A 22,385-nucleotide genomic window follows, 5' to 3' on the forward strand; every position below is an offset into this window, starting at 1 on the left:
CAATGATAAAAATCATTAACCGGATAATGCTATCTTTAGTATTCCTTTATTTCATTATCGCTTGTCATCCCTCACGAACACCGATATTACAGCACTTCCTCCTCACAATTCATTTCCAATGCCAAGCTTAAGGCTTCAGCCAGAGTCCTTTTATTTTCACTATTTTCCATCAGGCTAAAATGATCCCCCGGAACAGCGGTTAATTGCAGCAAAGAATCAGGGATTATTTGATCCCAACCCAATGACGGTTCCATGGTTATCAACTGTAGCTCAACATCTGTCATAAACGGAAGTTGCGGATAAGGCTCCATCGCATAGAACTGCTGCAAGGTTATTGAAAGGGCTTGCGGCTCATACTTTTTGACCATCTGAACATAGTTACCCATTTGCTCCCAACGCCTTGCAATCAAAGCAGGGCGCAGATTCGATGGGTATAATCCCAACGCCTGCGCAGCAGCAATGAGTTGTGCCAAATTCAGTTCATCCAGTTTCTGATGCAATATCTCAATTTCCTGAGGATGCTCATTCATTGATTTCCTTGCCAAATCAGCCAGAAACTGAAGTTTGGGTTGAATAGCCAGTGTCTTGAAACGGTAAGGCGCAGGTGTATCGATCAGTCCCAAGAAGTTAACCGTCTCTCCTGCATTCAAAAGCTGCTCAGCAATGGCATAAGCCAGTATGCCACCAGAAGAGTAACCGTATATCCGGTATGGTCCCTTCGGCCTCACCGCTTTCATCAGAGTGACCATTCTGGCTGCCAAGGCTTCAATGGTTGGCAGTTCCTCATTAAGGATCGGCCAAGGCAATGCATAAATCGGGTAATCCGACTGAATATGCTGCGCCAGCCCGAAGACATAAGAATAGTCATCCATGCCGCTGGGAACAAAGAATAATGGCGGTTCACTACCCTCCGGCCGTACTGGTATGGCGCTGCTTTGCGATTGGGATAACGGATCTAATGTGATCTCTGCCACGAGTTCTGCCAGGACCGGGAATTGGAACAAATTATTCAATGAGCAAATCAACCCTCTTTCTGCGGCCAGATTCACCATCCGCATGGCAATCAGAGAGTGTCCGCCCAAGGCAAAGAAGTTGTCATGCCGGCCAATTTGCTCAACACCCAGTAATTCACGCCAGATAGCTGCCATCACGATTTCCGCTTCCCCTTGCGGCGCTTCATAAATTTGACGGGCAAAAGCATGTTGCTCCGGCACCGGCAGTGCCCGGTGATCCAGTTTGCCGTTCGGGGTCAATGGAAAGGCATCTAACTGCACAAAAGCCGCGGGGATCATATAGTCAGGTAACAAATCTCTCAAATGGCGATGTAACCGGGCCGCCAATCCATTATCTGCCAGCGCTGCTGGATTATTGGCTTGCTCACCTGCCTTATTCGCTTGTGCTGCATCAGACTGCACTGTGACATAAGCCACCAGCCGTTTATCCTGCCCCTCCCCCAATGCCAAAACCAGCGCTTCACGGACTTCAGGGGATTCCGTCAGCCGTGCTTCGATTTCACCGGGCTCAATGCGGAAACCGCGAATTTTTACCTGTTGGTCATTGCGGCCAACGAAAACCAGATTGCCGTCCGGCAAGTAACGGGCCAAATCTCCGGTTCGGTACATCCGGGCATCCGTTTGATTGCTGAACGCATCCGCCAGAAAACGGTCGGCCGTCAGCTCAGGGCGGTTGAGATAGCCGCGTGCGACACCCGCACCACCAATATACAATTCACCTACAGCGCCAAATGGTACTGGCTGGCTGTCATTATCCAGCAGATAAAGGCGTGTATTTGCAGTCGGGCGACCGATAGGGATTTGCATCTCTGCATAGTCTGGCGGGCAACGCCAACAGGTTGCACAGACCGTAATTTCTGTCGGGCCATAAGCATTGAACAGTGTTACCCGATCCCGCAGGGCCTGAAACAGTGCGGCGCTCGGCGCTTCTCCGCCCAGTATTAAGGTAGGTTTTATTGCCAGCCTCGGTAAATCAGTGCCATCCCGCAATAGTGCCGGCGTCAGGCAGGCGTGTGTTACCTGATGTTCTTCCAGATAATGCCAAAGGCTGAGTGGGTTTTGACGGATAGTATCGACAGGGATGTCCAACGTCGCGCCGCTGCACAATGCCATCATGATTTCCCAGATACTGGCGTCGAAACCGAATGAAGCAAATTGTAATACCCGGCTATTCGGACGAATGCCAAATTGGTTCATTTTATCCCAAATCAGATTAACCAAGCCGCGATGTTCTACCATCACCCCCTTTGGCATACCGGTAGAACCGGATGTATAAATGATATACGCCAGATGTCGTGATGTTAGCGCAGAAATGTAGGGATTATCGTCCGGCTGGTCAGGCTGGACAGTCGGATCAAGGACCGTTAATCCGGCAAGCGCCTGTTCGCCTAACGCGGTACGGCCCGCGTTGTCTGCCAATACAACTGATGGTGCTGCATCGTTGAGCAGATAAACCAGCCGTTCGACTGGATAAGCAGGATCTAAAGGAACATAAGCCCCACCCGCTTTCAGTACCGCCAGAAGTGCGATGATGCCTGCTGGTGAACGCGTGACGCAAATCGCTACCCGCTGGTCTGGCTTCACGCCCAATGCCATTAACTGATGGGACAATCGGTTGGCACGCGCATTCAGTTCCGCATAGCTGAAAGCTTGTGTTTCATAAATCAGCGCCGTTGCATCAGGGTTGTTTTCCGCCTGATGTTCAAACAGGTGATGAATACACAACGAATCCGGATAGGCAATTTGCGGAGCGTACCCGGTTTTCAACAATAAATGCCTTTCTGCTGCCGGTAAAATGTTCAGTTGTTGGATCGGGGTTTCCGGGGCATGTTCAAGTGCTGACACTAAACTCTCCAGCGCCTGTTGCATGTAACCGCACACCCTCCCTGCATCAAACGGCTGGGCGATTTGTGCCGTCAATCCCAGTGCATCACCAAAATCTTCCACTGACAGCGTAAACGGATAGTTCGTCCGCTCCTGTGCGCCAAGGAATTCAACACCGCTCATGATTTCATTGGAGGTTGCCGAACCGACATTGTGCCGATAGTTCAGCAAGGTACTGAACAGCGGTGTTCCACCTTGTACACCGCTGCAACGTTGGGCCAAGGCCAGTGAGGCATATTCATGTTCCAGTAATCCCGCCAGACGGTGATGGGTTGCCTGTACACTGTCCCGCACAGAGATGCCATCCATATCCAAGCGCAGTGGCAAGGTATTGATGAACAGCCCCATGCCATTTTCAGCCCCTTCACCTACGGCCATGCGTCCGAACAAGACCGTGCCGAATACCACCCGCGGCTGTCCGCTGGTACGCGACAGCACCTGTGCCCATGCCAGATGACACAGCGCTGCCAGACTGACTCCCGACAATCGGGCTTGATCACGCAAACGGCCATTTAATTCAGGCGATAACATCCGGTGCGATTCGGTTACCTGTGAACCATCATGGCGAACTTCTGCCAATCCAAACGGCAATGTCGGTTCATCGATTTCAGCCAACATCTCAGTAAAGAAACGGGTATGTTGTTCCTGACTCATCCCAAACCGGGCCTGTGCCACCAGATTGCGGAATGGTGCCGGTGCTGGCAGGTGCCCGCCCTGTCCATCAAGGTATGCCTGAACTTCGTTGCTCATTACATCCAAGGCAGTATGGTCACCAATTAAATGGTGCATCAGCTGCAATACAATCCAGCGGCCCTCGCCCTCCTGTGCCGCTATTTCCTTCGCTACAACTTCCTTCGCTATGACAAAGCGCAGCAATGGCGCCTGCCCCAAATCGAGCCGGTATCGACGTGGGTTGAATCGCTGTGCCAGTTGTTCACTGACCGAACCATCAGCCGGATCTAATGTCAATTCCGTCACCGACAGCGGCACCTGACGACAAACAACCTGAGCCGGCACAGACAATCCCTGCCAGATAAAGGCGGTACGCAGAATGTCATGGCGGTTAATCACTTGTTGAACCGCCGCCAGATAACGATCCAACAAAGAGCGGTCAGCAAAGGCCATCTGACCCGCCAACAGATAGGGGTCACCTTCATCAGCCAATAGATGGTGAAACAAGATCCCATCCTGCAACGGCGACAGCGCATAAATATCCTGAATATTGGCTATCCCGCCCGGCACTTGCCCGACGATATGATCAATCTCAGGCTGAGTGAGATCAATCAACGGCAGCATTTTCGGCGTTAACGCTGTGATGGCCGGTGTAATCACGTTGGCCGGCACTTTTTCGGTTTGATCCCATTTCAATTTTTGCGCCAGTTCAGACAGAACCGGAGATTGGAACAGCTGACGCACCGCCAGTGTTAAACCCAAATTACGCAGGCGCTCAACCATGCGCACCGCAAGCAGCGAATGACCGCCCAAGGCAAAGAAACTGTCATGGCGGCTGATCTGTTCAACACCCAATAATTCGCGCCAGATAGCAGCCAACGCGATTTCAGTTTCTCCCTGTGGTGCAACGTAAATCTGACGGGCAAACGCATCCTCACCCGGAGCAGGCAACACCCGGCGATCCAGCTTGCCGTTGGGCGTCAGCGGGAAAGCATCCAACCGAACAAAAGCTGCCGGCACCATATACTCAGGCAACAGTGCACTCAGATGCTCACGCAGGCGGTTAACCAGCCCGTCATCGGTTTTCGCCACCACATAAGCCACCAACCGTTTATCCTGACCATCACCCAATGCCAGCACCAATGCTTCATTCACTTCAGGGTATTCTGTCAGCCAAACTTCTATTTCCCCCGGTTCAATGCGGAATCCGCGGATTTTAATCTGCTGATCGTTACGGCCAACAAAGAGCAGATTGCCATCCGGCAGATAACGTACTAAATCCCCAGTGCGATACATTCTGGCATCAGCAACATCACTGAATGGGTCGGCAAGGAAACGCTCTTCTGTCAATTCAGGGCGATTGAGATAACCACGCGCTACACCAGCTCCACCAATATAAAGCTCACCTATGGCTCCTGATGGTACAGGCTGACCAAGGGCATTCAGCAGATAGAGGCAGGTATTCGCGGTCGGGCGTCCGATAGGGATTGAGCCATCGGTATAGTCTGACGGGCAACGCCAGTGGGTCGCACAAACCGTAATTTCTGTCGGGCCATATGCATTGAAAACCGTGGCTTTGCTATGCAGTGCCTTAATTAAAGCTACACTGGGTGCTTCACCACCCAATATCAATGTCGGTTTTAGCGTGAGCGAGGGTAACTCAGCCCCATCCCGCAGCAAGGCCGGAGTTAAACAGGCATGCGTCACTGATTGTTCTTGCAGGTAATGCCAAAGTCGGTGTGGATCTTGACGAACCGCATCATCAGGAATAACCAGAGCGGCGCCGCTGCATAACGCCATCATGATTTCCCAGACGCCCGCATCAAAGCCAAATGAAGCAAACTGCAACATCCGGCTAGCAGGGAGAATGCCAAATTGGGAGATTTTATCCTGAATAAGATTGACCAGCCCGCGGTGTTCTACCATTACCCCTTTTGGCATACCGGTAGAGCCGGAAGTGTAAATGATGTAGGCCAGATGCCGTGAAGTTAGCACGGGAATGTGAGGGTTATTATCTGATTGATTAACGTTGTCTGGCCTTTCCGACACAATCCCTTCCAACTCAATAGTGGGATCAAGAACCGTTAATCCGGCAAGCGTCTGTTCACCTAGCGCCATACGGCCCACATTATCTGCCAGTACAACTGACGGTGCCGCATCATTGAGCATATAAGCCAAACGCTCACCTGGATAGGCTGGCTCCAATGGCACATAAGCACTTCCCGCTTTTAATACTGCCAAAAGCCCCGCTATCCGCGCAGGTGAGCTTGCCATGCAAATCGCTACCCGCTGATCTGGCGCAACACCCAATGTGATAAGTTGGTGTGCCAATCGGTTAGCATCCGCATTTAATTCGACATAGCTGAAACATTTGCCTTCATACATAAGTGCCGTGGCATCTGGCGCACTTTTCACTTGTTGTTCAAACAGTTGATGAATGCACAATGATTCAGGATATGCGGTTTCAGTCGTATTCCAGGTTTTTAGCAACAGGGTGCGTTCAGTTTCCGGCATAATGTCTAACTGCTGTACTGGCATATCGGCTGCCTGCTCAAGTGCTTCTGCCAAACTTTCCAATGCCTGTTGCATATAACTGCATATCTGTTCTGGATCAAAGGGCTGCACCACTTGAGCCGTCAGCCCCAAATCAGTGCCGCCATCTTCTACCGACAGCACAAACGGATAGTTGGTCCGCTCCTGTGCCCCAAGGAATTCGATGCCGCTGACGATTTCATTGGGTGTTACCGGCTGCGTATTGTGCCGGTAGTTCAGCAACGCGTTAAAAAGCGACGTTCCGCTGGCTACGCCACTACAACGCTGCGCCAGTGCCAGTGAGGCATGTTCATGCTCCAATAACGCGGCCAGTCGGCTGTGGGCGGTACGTACGCTCTCCTGCACTGAGGTATTATCGATATCCAATCTCAATGGCAAAGTATTGATAAATAGCCCCATGCCACTGTCAGATCCTTCACCTACTGCCATACGCCCGAACAAGACCGTGCCGAATACCACTCTCTGCTGCCTACTGGTGCGCGACAGCACTTGTGCCCAAGCCAGATGGCACAGCGCCGCCACACTGACGCCCAACCGCCGCGCCTGATTACGCAAGCGTTCGTTTAATTCCGCTGCCAGCATCCGGTGAGATTCCGTTACCTGTGAACCATCATGGTGTACTTCCGATAACCCAAATGGCAGCGTTGGCTCATCGACTTCCGCCAACATCTCGGTAAAGAAACGGGTATGTTCTGCCTGACTGACACCCTGCCGAGCCTGTGCAACCAGATGACGGAACGGCACGGGTGCAGGCAAACTGTCTGTTCGATCGGTCAGGAAAGCCTGAACTTCGCTGTTCATTACCTCCAATGTGGTATGGTCGCCAATGAGATGATGCAACAATTGCAGTACAATCCAGCGCCCATCACTCTCTTGTGACACAACAAAACGCAATAATGGTGCCTGACTCAGATCAATACGATACTGGCGCGGATCAAAACGCCGAGCCAGTTGATCACTGATAAGCCCATCAGCCGGGTCGAGTGTCAGTTCCGTCACTGACAAAGGTGCTTGGCGGCAAACAACCTGAGCCGGGGCAGACAGTCCCTGCCAAATAAAAGCAGTACGCAAAATATCATGGCGGTCGACCACCTGTTGAACCGCAGCCAGATAACGGTCGAGTAAATGTCGGTCAGCAAAAGCCTGTTGCGTGACAAGCAGATAGGGATCGCCTTCATTTGCCAGCAAATGGTGGAATAAGATGCCATCCTGCAACGGTGACAGCGCATAGATATCCTGAATATTGGCTATCCCGCCCGGCATTTGTTCGACAATACAATCAATGTCAGCCTGAGTAAGCTCAATCAATGGCAGCATTGCTGGTGCTATGGCCGTCACTTCCGGTGTAATTCGGTTATCAGGCACACTAATTTCACGATGCTGGGCCAAAGACTGGGCCAAAACGCTTAATGTCGGCTGCTGGAATAACGTTTGTACTGACAGGCCTAAGCCAAGGCACCGTAAACGCTCAATCATTTTAACCGCCAACAGAGAATGCCCGCCCAAGGCGAAGAAACTGTCATGCCGGCCAATTTGTTCAACATTCAGTAAGTCACACCAGATAGCCGCTAATGCGAGTTCAATTTCCCCTTGTGGCGCCTGATAAACCTGACGGGCAAAGGCGTGCTGATCAGGGGATGGCAGCGACTGGCGATCCAACTTACCGTTAGGCGTCAGCGGAAAGGCTTCTAAACGCACAAAAGCCGCCGGCACCATATAGTCAGGCAAAATATCATTCAGGTGTTCACGCAATCTGGTTGCCAGTCCGTCATTTGCTTGCGCGATAACATAAGCCACCAGACGTTTATCCTGCCCTTCCCCCAATGCCAAAACCAGCGCTTCACTGACTTCAGCGTGTTCCGCCAATCGCACTTCTATTTCTCCCGGTTCAATGCGGAAACCGCGGATTTTCACCTGTTGGTCATTGCGGCCCATAAAAATCAGATTGCCGTCTGGCAAATAACGGGCCAAATCCCCGGTTCGGTACATCCGGGCATTCGGTTGATCACTGAACGGATCTGCCAGAAAACGTTCAGCCGTCAAATCAGGACGATTGAGATAGCCACGGGCGACACCGTCACCACCAATATACAATTCACCCACAGTGCCGAACGGCACCGGGTGGCCGTGATTATCCAGCAGATAAATAGAGGTGTTCGGGGTCGGACGGCCAATAGGGATCAACATCCCAGTATAATCTGCCGGGCAGTGCCAGCAAGTTGCACAGACAGTGATTTCTGTCGGGCCATACGCATTGAACAGAGTTACCCGATCCCGCAGGGCCTGAAACAACGCGACACTCGGCGCTTCCCCGCCCAATATCAACGTCGGTTTTACCGCTATTGCTGGCAGATCAGCGCCATCCCGCAGCAGCGCCGGTGTCAGACAGGTATGTGTTATCTGATGTTCTTCCAGATAATGCCAAAGGCGCTGCGGATCTTGCCGCACTGTTTCTGTCGGGATCACCAACATGGCTCCGCAACTCAATGCCATCATGATTTCCCAAACACTGGCATCGAAGCTGAATGAAGCAAATTGCAATACCCGGCTATTAGGGCGAATGCCAAATTGGTTCACTTTATCCCAAATCAGATTAACCAAACCGCGATGTTCTACCATCACCCCTTTTGGTTTACCGGTAGAGCCAGATGTGTAAATCACATAAGCCAGATGTTGCGGGGTCAATCCAAGAACCTGCGGGTTATAGTCCGGCTGCGGCAGCAAAGTATCCAGATCGAGCACCGTCAACGTTGCCAGAACTTCCCCACTGAATGCGGCCTGCCCGATACTATCCGCCAATAAAATAACCGGTGCGGCATCAGTGAGCATATAAGCCAGACGCTCACCGGGATAGGACGGTTCCAGCGGTACATAAGCACCTCCTGCTTTCAGGATCGCCAACACCCCGATTATTCTTACCAGTGAGCGTGCCGCACAAATCGCCACCCGCTGATCCGGCACGACACCCAACGCGATAAGCTGGTGAGCCAATCGGTTGGCGCGGGCATTCAGTTCTGCATAGCTGAGTGTTTCATTTTCATACTTCACCGCTATGGCATCCGGCGTCTTCTGCGCCTGTTGTTCAAATAACTGATGAATGCACAGTTGTGTCGGATACGGCTCTTCGGTCGCATTCCAGGTTTCCAGCAATAATTCCCGTTCCGTGGGCGACAATATATCGATGGCCATCACCGGTTGTTGGGGTTGGTTCACCATTGCCCGCAAGATAACCTGCAAATACCCGACCTGCCTTTCGATGGTTTCGTGGTCGAACAAGGCAGAAGAATAATTCAGCTCCCCAACGATTTCCCCCGCCTTCTCCGTTAATTCCAATTGCAGATCAAATTTCGCGATATCGTATTCCAGCTCAAATGGCGTGATTGCCAATTCCGGTAACTGCCACTCTTCCGTTTCACTCTCCTGCCAGGCAAACATCACCTGAAACAGTGGGGTATGTTCTGGCCTGCGCGGCGGTTGAACAATTTCTACCATTTGTTCGAAAGGCAAGTCCTGATGTTCCTGTGCGCCCAATGTCGTCTGGCGTACACGCTGCAACAACGTGACCACATCCGGCATGCCGGATAAATCAATTCGCAGCGCCAGTGTGTTGACAAAGAAACCGAGCAGCGGCTCAATTTCCCGCTGGTTACGGTTGGCACTCGGTATGCCAATGACCATATCATCCTGGCCAGACAGGCGTGATAACAGCGCAGACCACGCGGTCAGCAGTGTCATAAACAATGTGGTGCCGTGCTGTTGCCCCAACTGTTTTAAGTCCTGTACCAACGAGGCATCAAAATGTACGGCTGCTCGGCCGCCGGCAAAGGATTGTCGGGAGGGACGGGGTCTATCCAGCGGCAACTCAAGTAACACCGGAGCATCTGCCAGCGTCCGGCGCCAGTAATCACTCTGTGCCTGAATGCCTTCACCAGAAAATGTTTTCTGTTGCCAAGCCGCATAATCAGGATATTGAATGGTCAATGGCGGCAGCGGATCGGGTTGTTGATTTAAGCAAGCTGCATAAAGCGCCGCCAGTTCTGATTTCAGTATCCCTAAAGACCAGCCATCGGAGATGATGTGATGCTGAGTCAGCAAGAACAGATGTTCTTCTTCCGCCAATTGGAACAGTGCGCAGCGAATTAAGGGACCACGGGCAAGATCAAACGGTGTGTTAGCTTCCTGTGCGCACAAGTTTTTAAGCTGTTCATCCACATTGGCCACTGTACGCAAATCGTATTGTTGCATCGGCAAACCCAATTCTGCCGACAGCAGTTCAACCTGAGGCTGACCCTCTACGGTGACAAAAACTGAACGCAGCGCTTCGTGGCGGGCAAACAGGCGATTCAGGGCCTGCTGCCAAGCGGACAGATCAAGCCGGCCACGTAAACACAAAGCTGCCGGAATGTGATAGGTATCACTGACTCCCTCAAATTGCGCCAAAAACCACAGACGCTGCTGACCAAACGATAACGGCAAAATACTGTCACGGGATATTGGCTTAATTTCAGGCAATTTCGCACTGTTCGCATGACGTTGTTCGCAGATTTTTTCAGTAAATGCCACCAGTGACGGGGACATAAACAAAGTCGCCAGCGGCAGCTCGACACCGAAGGCGGTTATTCTGTTCATCATCCGCACCGCCAACAGGGAATGTCCGCCCAAGGAAAAGAAATTATCATGCCGGCCAATTCTCTCAACGCCCAGCAATTCACGCCAGATGGCCGCTACGGCGATTTCCATTTCCCCTTGTGGCGCGACATAAATCTGGCGGGCAAACGCATCCTCTCCCGGTGCAGGCAAAGCCTGATGATCCAATTTACCGTTTGGTGTCAATGGGAAAGCCGCCAAACGCGCAAAAGCCGCAGGCACCATATAATCAGGTAACACTGCGCTCAAATGAGCATGCAGAATGGATGCTAATCCGCTGTCCGTTTCGGCAACAGCTTCGGCTGTGATATAGGCAACCAGACGCTTGTCCTGCCCTTGCCCCAAGGTCACAGCGACTACCCGTGCTTCATGCACCATTGGATGTTCTGCCAACCGGGTTTCAATTTCCCCCGGTTCAATGCGGAAGCCACGGATTTTAATTTGCTGGTCGTTACGGCCAACAAACACCAGATTGCCGTCCGGTAAATAGCGAACCAGATCTCCGCTCCGATACATTCTGGCCTCAGGTGCATCGCTAAATGGATCAGCCAAAAAGCGTTCTTCAGTCAAATCAGGACGATTGAGATAACCACGGGCGACACCCGCACCGCCAATATACAATTCGCCCACTGCCCCCAATGGAACGGGCTGGCCGTCGTTATCCAGCAGATAAATTCGTGTATTCGCCGTTGGGCGCCCAATGGGGATCTGCATATCAGTATAGTGTGGCGGGCAACGCCAACTGGTCGCGCAGACTGTGATTTCGGTCGGGCCATAAGCATTGAACAGCGTTGACTGACCGCTTAGTGTCCGCAGCAGTGCAAGGCTGGGGGCTTCGCCTCCCAAAATCAAGGTTGGTTTTATTGTCAGCGTCGGTAAATCAGTCCCGTCTCGCAATAACGCCGGAGCCAGGAAGGCATGTGTCACCGATTGCTCTTCCAGATAATGCCAAAGGCGACATGAGTCTTGGCGGACAGTTTCGGCCGGAATAACCAGACAGGCTCCACTGCTCAATGCCATCATGATTTCCCAGACACTGGCATCAAAGCCAAATGAGGCAAACTGTAACATTCGGCTGGTGGGATGAATGCCGAATTGGGCGATTTTATCCTGAATCAGATTGACCAGCCCACGGTGTTCAATCATTACCCCCTTGGGCATTCCGGTCGATCCGGAAGTGTAAATCACGTAGGCTAGATGGCGGGAGGTCAAGGCAATGACTTCCGGATTGCTGTCCGGCTGGTCAGGTAAGACTGTTGGGTCCAGTACCGTCAATCTTGCCAGCGCTTTTTCATCCAATGTGGCTTGTCCGGTACTGTCTGCCAGCAATATATCCGGGGCAGCATCGGTCAGGATGTGTGACAGCCGTTCCCCGGGATAAGCCGGATCTAAAGGCACATAGGCCCCGCCCGCTTTCAGCACGGCCAATACGGCTATCACCCGCGCGGGAGAGCTTGCCATGCAAATCGCTACCCGCTGATCGGGTTCGATTCCCAAGGCAATGAGTCGATGGGCGAGCCGGTTAGCGGCGATATTCAGTTGCCCATAACTTAGCGTTTGATTTTCATGCACCAGTGCTGTGGCATCCGGTGTTTTTTCCGCCAGCTGTTCAATTAATTGATGGATACACAATTGTTCCGGATAGGGGGTTGCAACCGTGCCCCACGTTTCCAGCAACAGCGTGCGTTCCGATGCCGGCAAAATGTTAAGCGCCCGGACTGGCGTTTCCGGTAAAAATTCCAGCGCATCTGCCAGACTTTCCAGCGCCTGCTGCATATAACTGCATACCCGTTCTGAATCAAACGGTTGTACCACCTGAGCCGTCAGGCCCAATGTATCGACACCATCCTCCACCGAAAGAACAAATGGGTAGTTGGTGCTCTCTTGTTCACCAAGGAACTCAATTCCCTCCATCTTCTCATGTGGTATCACCGGTTGTTCATTGTGTCGGTAATTCAATAAGGCACTAAAAAGTGGTGTGCCGCTCTGTACGCCACTGCAACGCTGTGCCAATGCCAGTGAAGCATGTTCATAATCCAGCAATCCGGCTAATCTGGCATGTGCCATCCTGACACTATCGTGTACCGAAGTACCGTCTATATCCAACCGCAATGGCAGGGTATTGATAAACAGCCCCATGCCGCTGTCAGCCCCTTCTCCTGCCGCCATGCGCCCAAACAACACAGTGCCGAATACCACTTTCTCCTGTCCGCTGGTACGTGACAGTACTTGTGCCCACGCCAAATGACACAGGGTTGCCAGACTGACGCCCAGACGCCTCGCCTGCGCCCGCAGACGGTCATTCAATTCAGGAGGCAGAATTCGGTGTGCTTGTATGACTTGTGAGCCATCGCGATGTACCTCGGTCAACCCAAACGGTAATGTGGGTTCATCCACTTCCGCCAGCATCCCGGTAAAGAAACGGGTATATGTTTCCTGATCAACCCCTTGATGGGCCTGGGCCACCAGATGACGGAAAGGAACTGGCGGTGGTAAATCATCCCCCTGCCCGTCAAGACAAGCCCGCACTTCACGGTTCATCACTTCCAGCGTGGTATGGTCGCCAATCAGATGATGTTGCAGTTGCAATACATACCAACGGCCATCCGTTTCTTGTGCGATTACAAAGCGCAACAACGGTGCCTGATTCAGTTCAAGCCGGTAGCTACGGGGATCGAAACGTTTCGCTAACTGGTCACTGACAAGTCCGTCAGCCGGGTTCAACACCAATTCAGTGATCGATAATGAAGCATGACGCCAAACTACCTGCGCCGGAACAGACAATCCTTGCCAAATAAAAGCGGTACGCAAAATATCATGGCGGTTAACCACTTGTTGTACCGCAGATAAATAGCGATCCAGCAAGTCACGGTCAGCAAAGATCATGGGATAGGCCAGCAGGTACGGATCACCGCCTTTCGCCAGCAAATGGTGAAACAAGATACCGTCCTGCAACGGTGACAACGCGTAGATATCCTGAATGTTCACCACCCCGCCCGGCACCTGCCTGACGATGTGGTCGATGTCAGACTGGGTCAAGTCAATCAACGGCAACATCGCCGGCGTCAGTGCCGTGGTTTCTGTGGTAATGACATTCGGCGGCACTGCCACAATCTGGTGTTGCTCCAAGGCTTGGGCCAATTCCGCCAGCACCGGAGACTGGAACAGGTCGCGGGCAGCCAGTGTCAGGCCTAAATGGCGCAGCTGTTCAATCATGCGCACGCCAAGCAGCGAATGACCGCCCAGAGCAAAAAAGCTGTCATGCCGGCTGATCTGTTCAATGCCCAATAATTCGCGCCAGATAGTAGCCAATGCCATTTCCCGCTCCCCTTGCGGTTCGGCATAAATCTGACGGGCAAAAGCCTCTTCACCGGGTGCCGGTAAGGTCCGACGATCCAGTTTGCCATTGGCAGTGAGCGGGAATTCATCCAACTGTACAAAAGCCATCGGCACCATGTAATCCGGTAGCCGCGCGCTTAAATGTTCACGCAAACGGGCAGGCAATGCGTTGTCCGGCTCTGCCAGCACGTAAGCCACTAACTGTTTCTCTTGCCCTTCACCTGACACGATTATCACAGCTTCACGTACTGCCGGATATTCCACCAGCCGGGCTTCAATTTCCCCCGGTTCAATGCGGAAGCCACGAATTTTAACCTGCTGGTCGTTGCGTCCCAGAAACTCCAAATTACCATCAGGCAAGTAGCGGGCTAAATCTCCTGTTCGATACATCCGCGCATCCGGAACGTCACGGAATGGATCAGACAGAAAGCGTTCCGCGGTCAATTCTGGGCGATTGAGATAACCGCAAGCGACACCGTCGCCACCGACATAAATCTCGCCAGTCATTCCCAATGGCACTGGCTGGCCTTGCTCATCCAATAAATAAACCCGTGTGTTGGCAATGGGGCGGCCAATGGGAATGCTGGTCGTTCCTGCGGCCAAAGTTTCAATTCGGTATGTCGTGGTAAAAGTAGTGCCTTCGGTCGGCCCATAAGCATTCAACAATTGCTGAGGCGGGTGACTGCGTAAAACGTGGGCAATGACATGGGGGTCAAGAATATCGCCGCCGACAATAAGTTTTTTCAGCTGCGGCATAATGGGGGATAAATCTGCTACCAATCGATTGAACAGCCCGCTACTTAACCACAGGACTGTAATTTGATGGTGGTTCAATGCCTGTACCAATTCCGGTGGCGTCAATAATGTGGTGTGGTCAATAACTACCAGCGCCCCGCCATTGAGCAAAGGCGCCCATACTTCAAAGGTGCTGGCATCGAATGCAGGATTGGCGGCGAAAGCAACCCGGTCATTAGTTTCAATTTCGGTATAGCCATTATTGATAACGAGCCGGACTACAGCGCGGTGAGGTACGATCACCCCTTTTGGTGTGCCGGTGGAGCCGGAGGTATACATGATGTACGCTGGTGCAGTACTGGAACAAAGTAGGTCGGGATTAAGCTCTTCTTCACCCTTACTTATATCTGCCCCGTCAGAAAAACGAATTAGCGAAATATCCAGATCAGCGGGAACATCCGCCTGTATATCGGTGAGCAATAATTTAGCCAAGCAATCATTTATCAGCCAGTATTTCCTCTCGTCCGGTACATTGGGATCGATAGGAATATAAACCGCCCCCGCCTTGAGAATCGCCAATTGTGCCACGACTAATTCAATAGACCGCTCCAGCATGATTGCCACGTGGTCATTCGGGCCAATTCCTTGTTTAGTGAGCCGATGAGCCAATCGGTTCGCACGGGCATTTAATTGTGCATAACTCAGGATTTTATTGCCTGATATTAATGCCGTTCCTGTCGGTGTTTTTTCTACTTGCCGTTCAAACAACTGATGAATACTTAACTGGTCAGGATAAACGGTTTCAGTGGCATTCCATGTTTCCAACAACAGTGTACGTTCAGCCTCTGACAACTCATTAAATTTCTCGTTACTGCCCTTTCCTGATGATACTTGCACTAATTCTGTGTCAAAGATAATTCCCTTTTTAGCAACCTTGCTATCTTTCATCTACTTACTACCTCAACGAATCTGCTATTTATTTGAAAATTGTCATTCCCAGCAGCCGTCAAAAATGTTTTGCTTTTATTTCTTTATGGAAAGAAATAAAAATAAGAAAACACTGAGCATCAATTAAGATCCTCAGGCAGCACATTTTCTTAGGCATTAAAATTAATAACCCGATTAATAACTGAATAATTAAAATTTTTAGGTATTTATGTCCCCAACGATGTAATAAATAACTCATACGGCGAACTGGAAAAATACGCCGAACTTATTCCTTATTTTTTATTAATCACCTTTAGTTTTATACAACGCTTATAGGCCAGCACAGGATTTCATAATTAAATGAAAAATAATTTATTTAATATATTCATTGCGTTAAGTTAAAAAACCCTGCATTTCCTCCAATCGTAATTAATTTTATTGTGCAATTATTTAATTTGAAATTAATTCATTATGCGGTCTGGGAAAACCTTTATGCTCTCAATTAATATCGACATTTACTTTGATCAATATCAGGGAAATTAACCTCTCAGCATTCAAAAGGGAAAGTCTTCGCTATAAAAACATTATTTATAATTTCATTAATTTATAATTTGTAATGATTACCATGTTCACAATAAATAATTAAACTGACTGAGTTACACCTCATTTTATAATAAAAAAATTAGTTTAATACATACACCAATTGCGTTAATTTTCATCTTAATATGGTTTTTAATTGGAACTAAATTTGAAAATATAATTTCAAATATATAAAGTAGTGAATAAATATATATTCATTAAATTTAGTATGATTAATTGATGGTTTATTTTTGAAATAATAGATAAGTAGATAATATGAAGGGAACCCGGTCTGCTTAGATTCAGCCAATACAGGCAATTTGACCAAGTCATTTAGTGTATATGAGCAGGAAGGATGCAAAAAAAAGCCGGGCATAAACCCGGCTTGAATATTGTGTGTGAATTTTATACGTGAATCTAATGGGAACTAAAAAGCATTCAGTTTATTCAAATTCATTCCATGAGCGCCCGTCACGGGTAATCATGGCAATAGATGCCACTGGCCCCCAAGTACCAGCCTGGTAAGGCTTCGGTGGTTCGTTATCTGCGGCCCAGGCTTCCATAATGGAGTCTACCCATTTCCAGGCTTCTTCCACTTCATCACGGCGGACAAACAACGCCTGAATGCCACGCATTGCTTCCAGCAACAATCGCTCATAAGCATCTGCAAGGTGTTTCTGGTCAAATGTTTCAGAGAAACTCAAATCCAGTTTGGTCGTTTGCAGGCGGTGTTTATGCTCCAGCCCCGGTGCTTTATTCAGTACTTCGATATCAATACCTTCATCGGGTTGTAAGCGGATCGTTAATTTATTCTGCGGTAATTGCTGGTAAGATTCAGCAAACAAGTTCAGGGAAGGCTCCTTGAAGTAAACGACAACCTCAGAGCATTTGGCCGGTAAACGTTTCCCTGTTCTCAAGTAAAAAGGGACTCCGGACCAACGCCAATCATCGATATCTACACGGATAGAAACAAAGGATTCCGTTTTACTGGCTTTGTTCGCCCCCTCTTCTTCGAGATAACCCGGCACTTTTTTGCCATGAACAAAACCGGCAGTATATTGACCACGAACCGTTTTCTCTCTGATGTTGGTATGATCAATCCGGCGCAATGAACGCAAAACTTTGACTTTTTCATCACGAATACGGTCTGCTGTCAAATCAGCCGGTGGTGACATGGCAATCATCGTCAGGATTTGCAAAAGATGGTTCTGGATCATGTCCCGCATCTGTCCGGCCTGATCAAAATAACCCCAGCGCCCTTCAATACCGACTTCTTCAGCGACCGTAATTTGCACATGATCAATTGTACGGTGATCCCAGTTATTGACGAACAGTGAGTTGGCAAAACGCAATGCCAATAAGTTAAGCACCGTATCTTTACCTAAGTAATGGTCAATCCGGTAGATTTGCTTTTCGTTGAAATATTTAGCAACTTCGTCATTGATGGCACGGGAAGAGGCAAGATCCGTGCCCAGGGGTTTTTCCATTACAACGCGGTTAGGTTCTTTATTTAAACCTGCCGCTCCCAGCCCATGGCATACTGCACCAAAGGTACTTGGTGGCATGGCAAAATAATGAATGGCCGGCAAATTACCTTTATTAAGCACCTTTGCCAATTGGGTGAAATGATCCGTTTCATTCACGTCTAAATTGCAGAACTCCAGACGTGAACTCAGCTTATTCCATAATTCTGCGTCCAATTTCTCGGGCATGAATGTCGTTAACGCTTCTTCAACAACTTTGGTGTAGGCTTTTTTATCCCAGTCAGCACGACCAACGCCGATAATCCGGGTATCAGGATGGATATAACCCGCTTTCTCTAACTGGTACAGGGAAGGCATTAATTTCCGGCGTGCTAAGTCTCCTTTCGCCCCAAAAATTACCAAATCACAAGCCTGAGCTGTAGACGTTACCGCCATGTTGCATCTCCTCAATTACGGGATATTGTAATTTTTTTACAGAACCTGCGGGTAATGTACTCTTTTGATTATAAGCAGTAAACACTGTTTTCATAATCCCCTTTATCTTCAATGTCATCGTTCCTTTGATAATCATTCAAAACTGATGAATACCCGGGAATACATTCATGCTGAAATCACATAAAGGCCACAGGGTAAATTCATACCGAATAATGAAAGCAAATTGAAAATTTACAACGTGTAAGAAGTAATATTACCAATTTGAAAGTTAGACACTTGTCATACTTTTATGAAAAATCCCGAGTTATCTGATTGTTGCTACTGCCAGTGCCCAATAACAAGTAGTATATTTTCATGAAAATGACATAGATTTCTCCTGTTAATGAAATCGCTAAAACCGAGGTGAACTGCGTTTTATGAACATACTGGAACGGCTCCAAAATAATCTTGATGTTTTGAGTAAGTCAGAGAAGAAGGTTGCGCAGGTTATCCTTGATTCACCACAAACGGCTATCCATTTAAGTATTGCGACATTGGCCAAAATGGCAGATGTGAGTGAACCTACCGTTAATCGTTTTTGTCATCGCATGGACACCAAAGGGTTTCCGGATTTTAAATTACACTTGGCACAAAGCATTGCCAACGGCACGCCTTATGTGAACCGAAATGTCGAAGAAAGTGACAGTGTCACTTCATATACTCACAAAATTTTCGAATCCGTTATGGCCAATCTGGAAACAGTGAAAAGCAATCTGGATATTTCGACGATTAATCGTGCAGTAGATTTGCTGACACAGGCCAGAAAACTTTCCTTTTTCGGTTTGGGTGCATCTGCTGCAGTCGCCCATGATGCCATGAATAAATTTTTTCGCTTCAATATTCCCGTCTGCTACTTTGACGATATTGTGATGCAAAGGATGAGCTGTATTAACAGCACAGAAGGTGATGTTGTCGTACTGATCTCTCATACAGGGCGAACAAAGAGCTTAGTTGAAATCGCTAAACTCGCTCGTGAAAATGATGCAACCGTGATTGCCATTACATCAACGGGATCGCCACTGGCTCACGAAGCGACCCTGACTATTCTGCTGGATGTCCCCGAAGATACTGACATTTATATGCCAATGGTTTCCAGAATTGCCCAATTAACCATCATTGATGTGCTGGCAACCGGTTTCACACTGCGAAGAGGCTCGAAATTCAGAGATAACTTGAAGAGAGTCAAAGACGCGTTACGTAATTCGCGGTTTGATAAACAGGAATGAATCCGAAAAATAGACTGTGTTTTTGTTCACTATTTATCAGCTCTCCGGACTGATAGCATATAAAGACGTTACCTTAGCTGTATATTTACAGCATGGAGCGAATAATTAATGGATAAAATAGTCATTTTTTAATAATCAAAAAGTCATATACTCAATCTATTTTGAGTTGCAGTACAACGGCAAAGAAATCAATCCCCTGAAACATAACCAATATGTAACTGACGGGAAGTCAGCGCCGCCGCTAGCACCGCAACCTGAAAACAGAGGGTATACTTCACCGGTCAACGGAGTAATACATGTCCAGACGGCTCAGAAGAACAAAAATCGTCACCACACTTGGCCCTGCTACAGATCGTGACAATAATCTAGAAAAAGTTATCCGTGCGGGAGCCAATGTCGTCCGCCTCAATTTCTCTCATGGTGTCGCGGAAGATCATATCCAGCGTGCCAACAAAGTGCGTGAAATAGCAGCTCGTTTAGGCTGCAATGTTGCCATACTTGGCGATCTCCAAGGGCCTAAAATACGCGTATCCACCTTTAAGGAAGGGAAAATATTTCTGAATGTCGGGGATAAATTTCTGCTGGATGCAAATCTGGCCAAGGGAGAAGGCGATAAAGAAAAAGTCGGTATCGACTATAAAGGATTACCGTCTGATGTGACAGCCGGCGATATCCTGCTCTTGGATGACGGACGGGTTCAGTTGCGAGTTCTGGATGTCCAGGGCATGAAGGTCTATACAGAAGTGACTGTAGGCGGCCCACTTTCTAACAATAAAGGCATCAATAAATTAGGTGGGGGATTATCCGCCGAAGCACTGACGGAAAAAGATAAAGAAGATATTGTCACGGCTGCCAAAATCGGGGTTGATTATCTTGCTGTCTCCTTCCCCCGCTCAGGGGAAGACCTGAATTATGCCCGACGACTTGCCCGTGATGCGGGTTGCGAAACCCAAATTGTCGCTAAAGTTGAACGAGCGGAAGCGGTGAGCAGCGACGAAATCATAGATGAAATCATTCTGGCTTCTGATGTTGTTATGGTTGCCCGTGGTGATTTGGGTGTTGAAATCGGTGACCCTGAACTGGTCGGTGTGCAGAAGAAACTGATCTGTCGTGCCCGTCAACTTAATCGTGTCGTCATTACTGCCACGCAAATGATGGAATCGATGATTACCAATCCTATGCCAACCCGTGCTGAAGTGATGGATGTCGCCAACGCGGTATTGGATGGTACTGATGCCGTCATGCTTTCAGCAGAGACAGCAGCGGGTCAATATCCGGCAGAAACGGTGGCAGCGATGGCGCAAGTCTGTCTGGGTGCGGAAAAGATGCCGAGTATCAATGTCTCCAAACATCGTTTGGATATGACATTCGACAGCATTGAAGAAGCCATTGCAATGTCCACCATGTATGCCGCCAACCACCTGAACGGTGTGAAAGCCATTATCGCCATGACCGAATCTGGGCGCACTGCCCGCATGATGTCCCGCATCAGTTCCGGACTGCCTATTTTTTCCATGTCCCGCCATGAGTCAACTTTAAACCGTACTGCATTATACCGTGGCGTTACGCCTGTTTATTGCGGCTCTCACATTGACGGCATTGCGGCGGCAAATGAAGCAGTAAACCGCCTGCGTGATAAAGGCTATCTTGTTTCTGGTGATTTGGTATTGGTAACACAGGGGGATCAAATGGGAACCATCGGCAGCACCAACACCTGCCGCGTGCTTGAAGTAGAATAACAACCGAACCCAATAAACGGTGAAGGGGCTGATACCGCCCCTTCATCATCATTATTATTTATTGAGAAATTAAAGATCGTTCCTTTTATAAGGTTCAATATCCCCTTCTTTACGTGTCTTGAGCAATTTTAGTATCCATGTATATTGCTCCGGATTCGGGGTAACCAAATTTTCCAGTTCCTCATTCATGCGACGGGCAATATAGGTATCATTCTGCCCTGCAATATCATCCATTGGGGGACGGATATAAATCTCCAACTGATGAGTCTGACAGTTATAAACCGGAAATAGCGGAACAACGGCTGCACGGCACACTTTCATTAAACGACCAATCGCGGGCAATGTAGCCTTATAAGTCGCAAAAAAGTCAACGAATTCACTGTGTTCTTCACCGTGATCCTGATCAGGTAAATAATACCCCCAATACCCTTCCCGAACGGAGGCAATAAAAGGTTTAATCCCTGCATCACGGGAATGCAGACGCCCCCCAAAATGATGACGGGCTTTATTCCACAAATAATCCGCTACCGGATTCGATTGATGATGAAACATGGCCGATATATTTTGACCACGAGCCAGCAATAACATGGCAGGGATATCAACGGACCAACCGTGCGGAACCATAAAAATGACATTTTTGCCCTGCGCTTTCAAATCTTGAATAATTTCTTCGCCGTGCCATTGAGTGCGGGAAAGTATTGAATCCGCCCCTCGCAAACAAAGTTCCGCCAGCAAAACAAATGATTGAGGTGCAGTCGCAAACATGCGATCAATTAATTCTTCACGCTGTTGCTCTGTTAACTCAGGAAAACAATAAATTAAATTGACTTTGGCCCGACGGCGTGCGCTTTTCGCTTTTCTCCCCGCCCAAACACCTATCTTAGCCAACATTGGGGAACGCCATTTTACCGGAATATACGCTAATCCTGCCAAGACGCCCACACCAGCCCAAAGCCCCCAATAACGGGGATGCAAATAAGAACGATGAAATCGAGGTGTATATCCCAATTTACTATCTGTATCTTTCTCTTTATTCATGAGTTAACTCTGAGAATTCCAACACTCGCCTTCTAAACGCAAGTTTCCAACAAAAAACATAAAAGCGGATGATAT

General features: G+C 49.1%; 5 protein-coding genes. 2 read left to right on the top strand and 3 right to left on the bottom strand.

The genetic code is table 11. The annotated features are described in order from the left end of the window. Nucleotides 1-86: 86 nt before the first annotated feature. Complete coding sequence (locus Xsze_RS16870; RefSeq protein ID WP_099139149.1) at nucleotides 87-15,791, bottom strand: non-ribosomal peptide synthetase; 15,705 nt, start codon at nucleotides 15,789-15,791, stop codon at nucleotides 87-89. A gap of 1,001 nt (nucleotides 15,792-16,792) precedes the next feature. Continuing rightward, on the bottom strand, nucleotides 16,793-18,268 hold the full coding sequence (gene zwf, locus Xsze_RS16875) for a glucose-6-phosphate dehydrogenase (protein WP_038240493.1): 1,476 nt from the start codon (nucleotides 18,266-18,268) through the stop codon (nucleotides 16,793-16,795). A 416-nt stretch (nucleotides 18,269-18,684) separates the two neighbouring features. On the opposite strand from zwf, the gene Xsze_RS16880 reads away from it, so the two are divergent. Both Xsze_RS16880 and pyk read left to right on the top strand, forming a co-directional pair. Then, nucleotides 18,685-19,533 carry a MurR/RpiR family transcriptional regulator gene (locus Xsze_RS16880; RefSeq protein WP_038240494.1) on the top strand — a complete coding sequence of 283 codons (849 nt, stop codon included), beginning with the start codon at nucleotides 18,685-18,687 and terminating at the stop codon, nucleotides 19,531-19,533. Between the two features lie 296 nt (nucleotides 19,534-19,829). Continuing rightward, nucleotides 19,830-21,272 (top strand): pyruvate kinase, encoded by a 1,443-nt coding sequence (gene pyk / locus Xsze_RS16885; RefSeq protein ID WP_038240496.1) that lies wholly within the window; start codon nucleotides 19,830-19,832, stop codon nucleotides 21,270-21,272. A gap of 69 nt (nucleotides 21,273-21,341) precedes the next feature. Here the strand turns inward: pyk and lpxM are convergent, their stop codons facing one another. After that, the gene (lpxM, locus tag Xsze_RS16890) at nucleotides 21,342-22,310 is read right to left on the bottom strand and encodes a lauroyl-Kdo(2)-lipid IV(A) myristoyltransferase (RefSeq protein ID WP_038240497.1); all 969 of its coding nucleotides are present in this window, start codon (nucleotides 22,308-22,310) and stop codon (nucleotides 21,342-21,344) included. Nucleotides 22,311-22,385 lie beyond the last annotated feature (75 nt).

Source organism: Xenorhabdus szentirmaii DSM 16338, from assembly GCF_002632585.1.
Lineage (GTDB): Bacteria > Pseudomonadota > Gammaproteobacteria > Enterobacterales > Enterobacteriaceae > Xenorhabdus > Xenorhabdus szentirmaii.

What these genes read in the sequence shown, in the direction of transcription:
- Xsze_RS16870 (WP_099139149.1), bottom strand. Translation starts at nt 15,791, where the DNA reads ATGAAAGATAGCAAGGTTGCTAAAAAGGGAATTATCTTTGACACAGAA.
- zwf (WP_038240493.1), bottom strand. Translation starts at nt 18,268, where the DNA reads ATGGCGGTAACGTCTACAGCTCAGGCTTGTGATTTGGTAATTTTTGGG.
- Xsze_RS16880 (WP_038240494.1), top strand. Translation starts at nt 18,685, where the DNA reads ATGAACATACTGGAACGGCTCCAAAATAATCTTGATGTTTTGAGTAAG.
- pyk (WP_038240496.1), top strand. Translation starts at nt 19,830, where the DNA reads ATGTCCAGACGGCTCAGAAGAACAAAAATCGTCACCACACTTGGCCCT.
- lpxM (WP_038240497.1), bottom strand. Translation starts at nt 22,310, where the DNA reads ATGAATAAAGAGAAAGATACAGATAGTAAATTGGGATATACACCTCGA.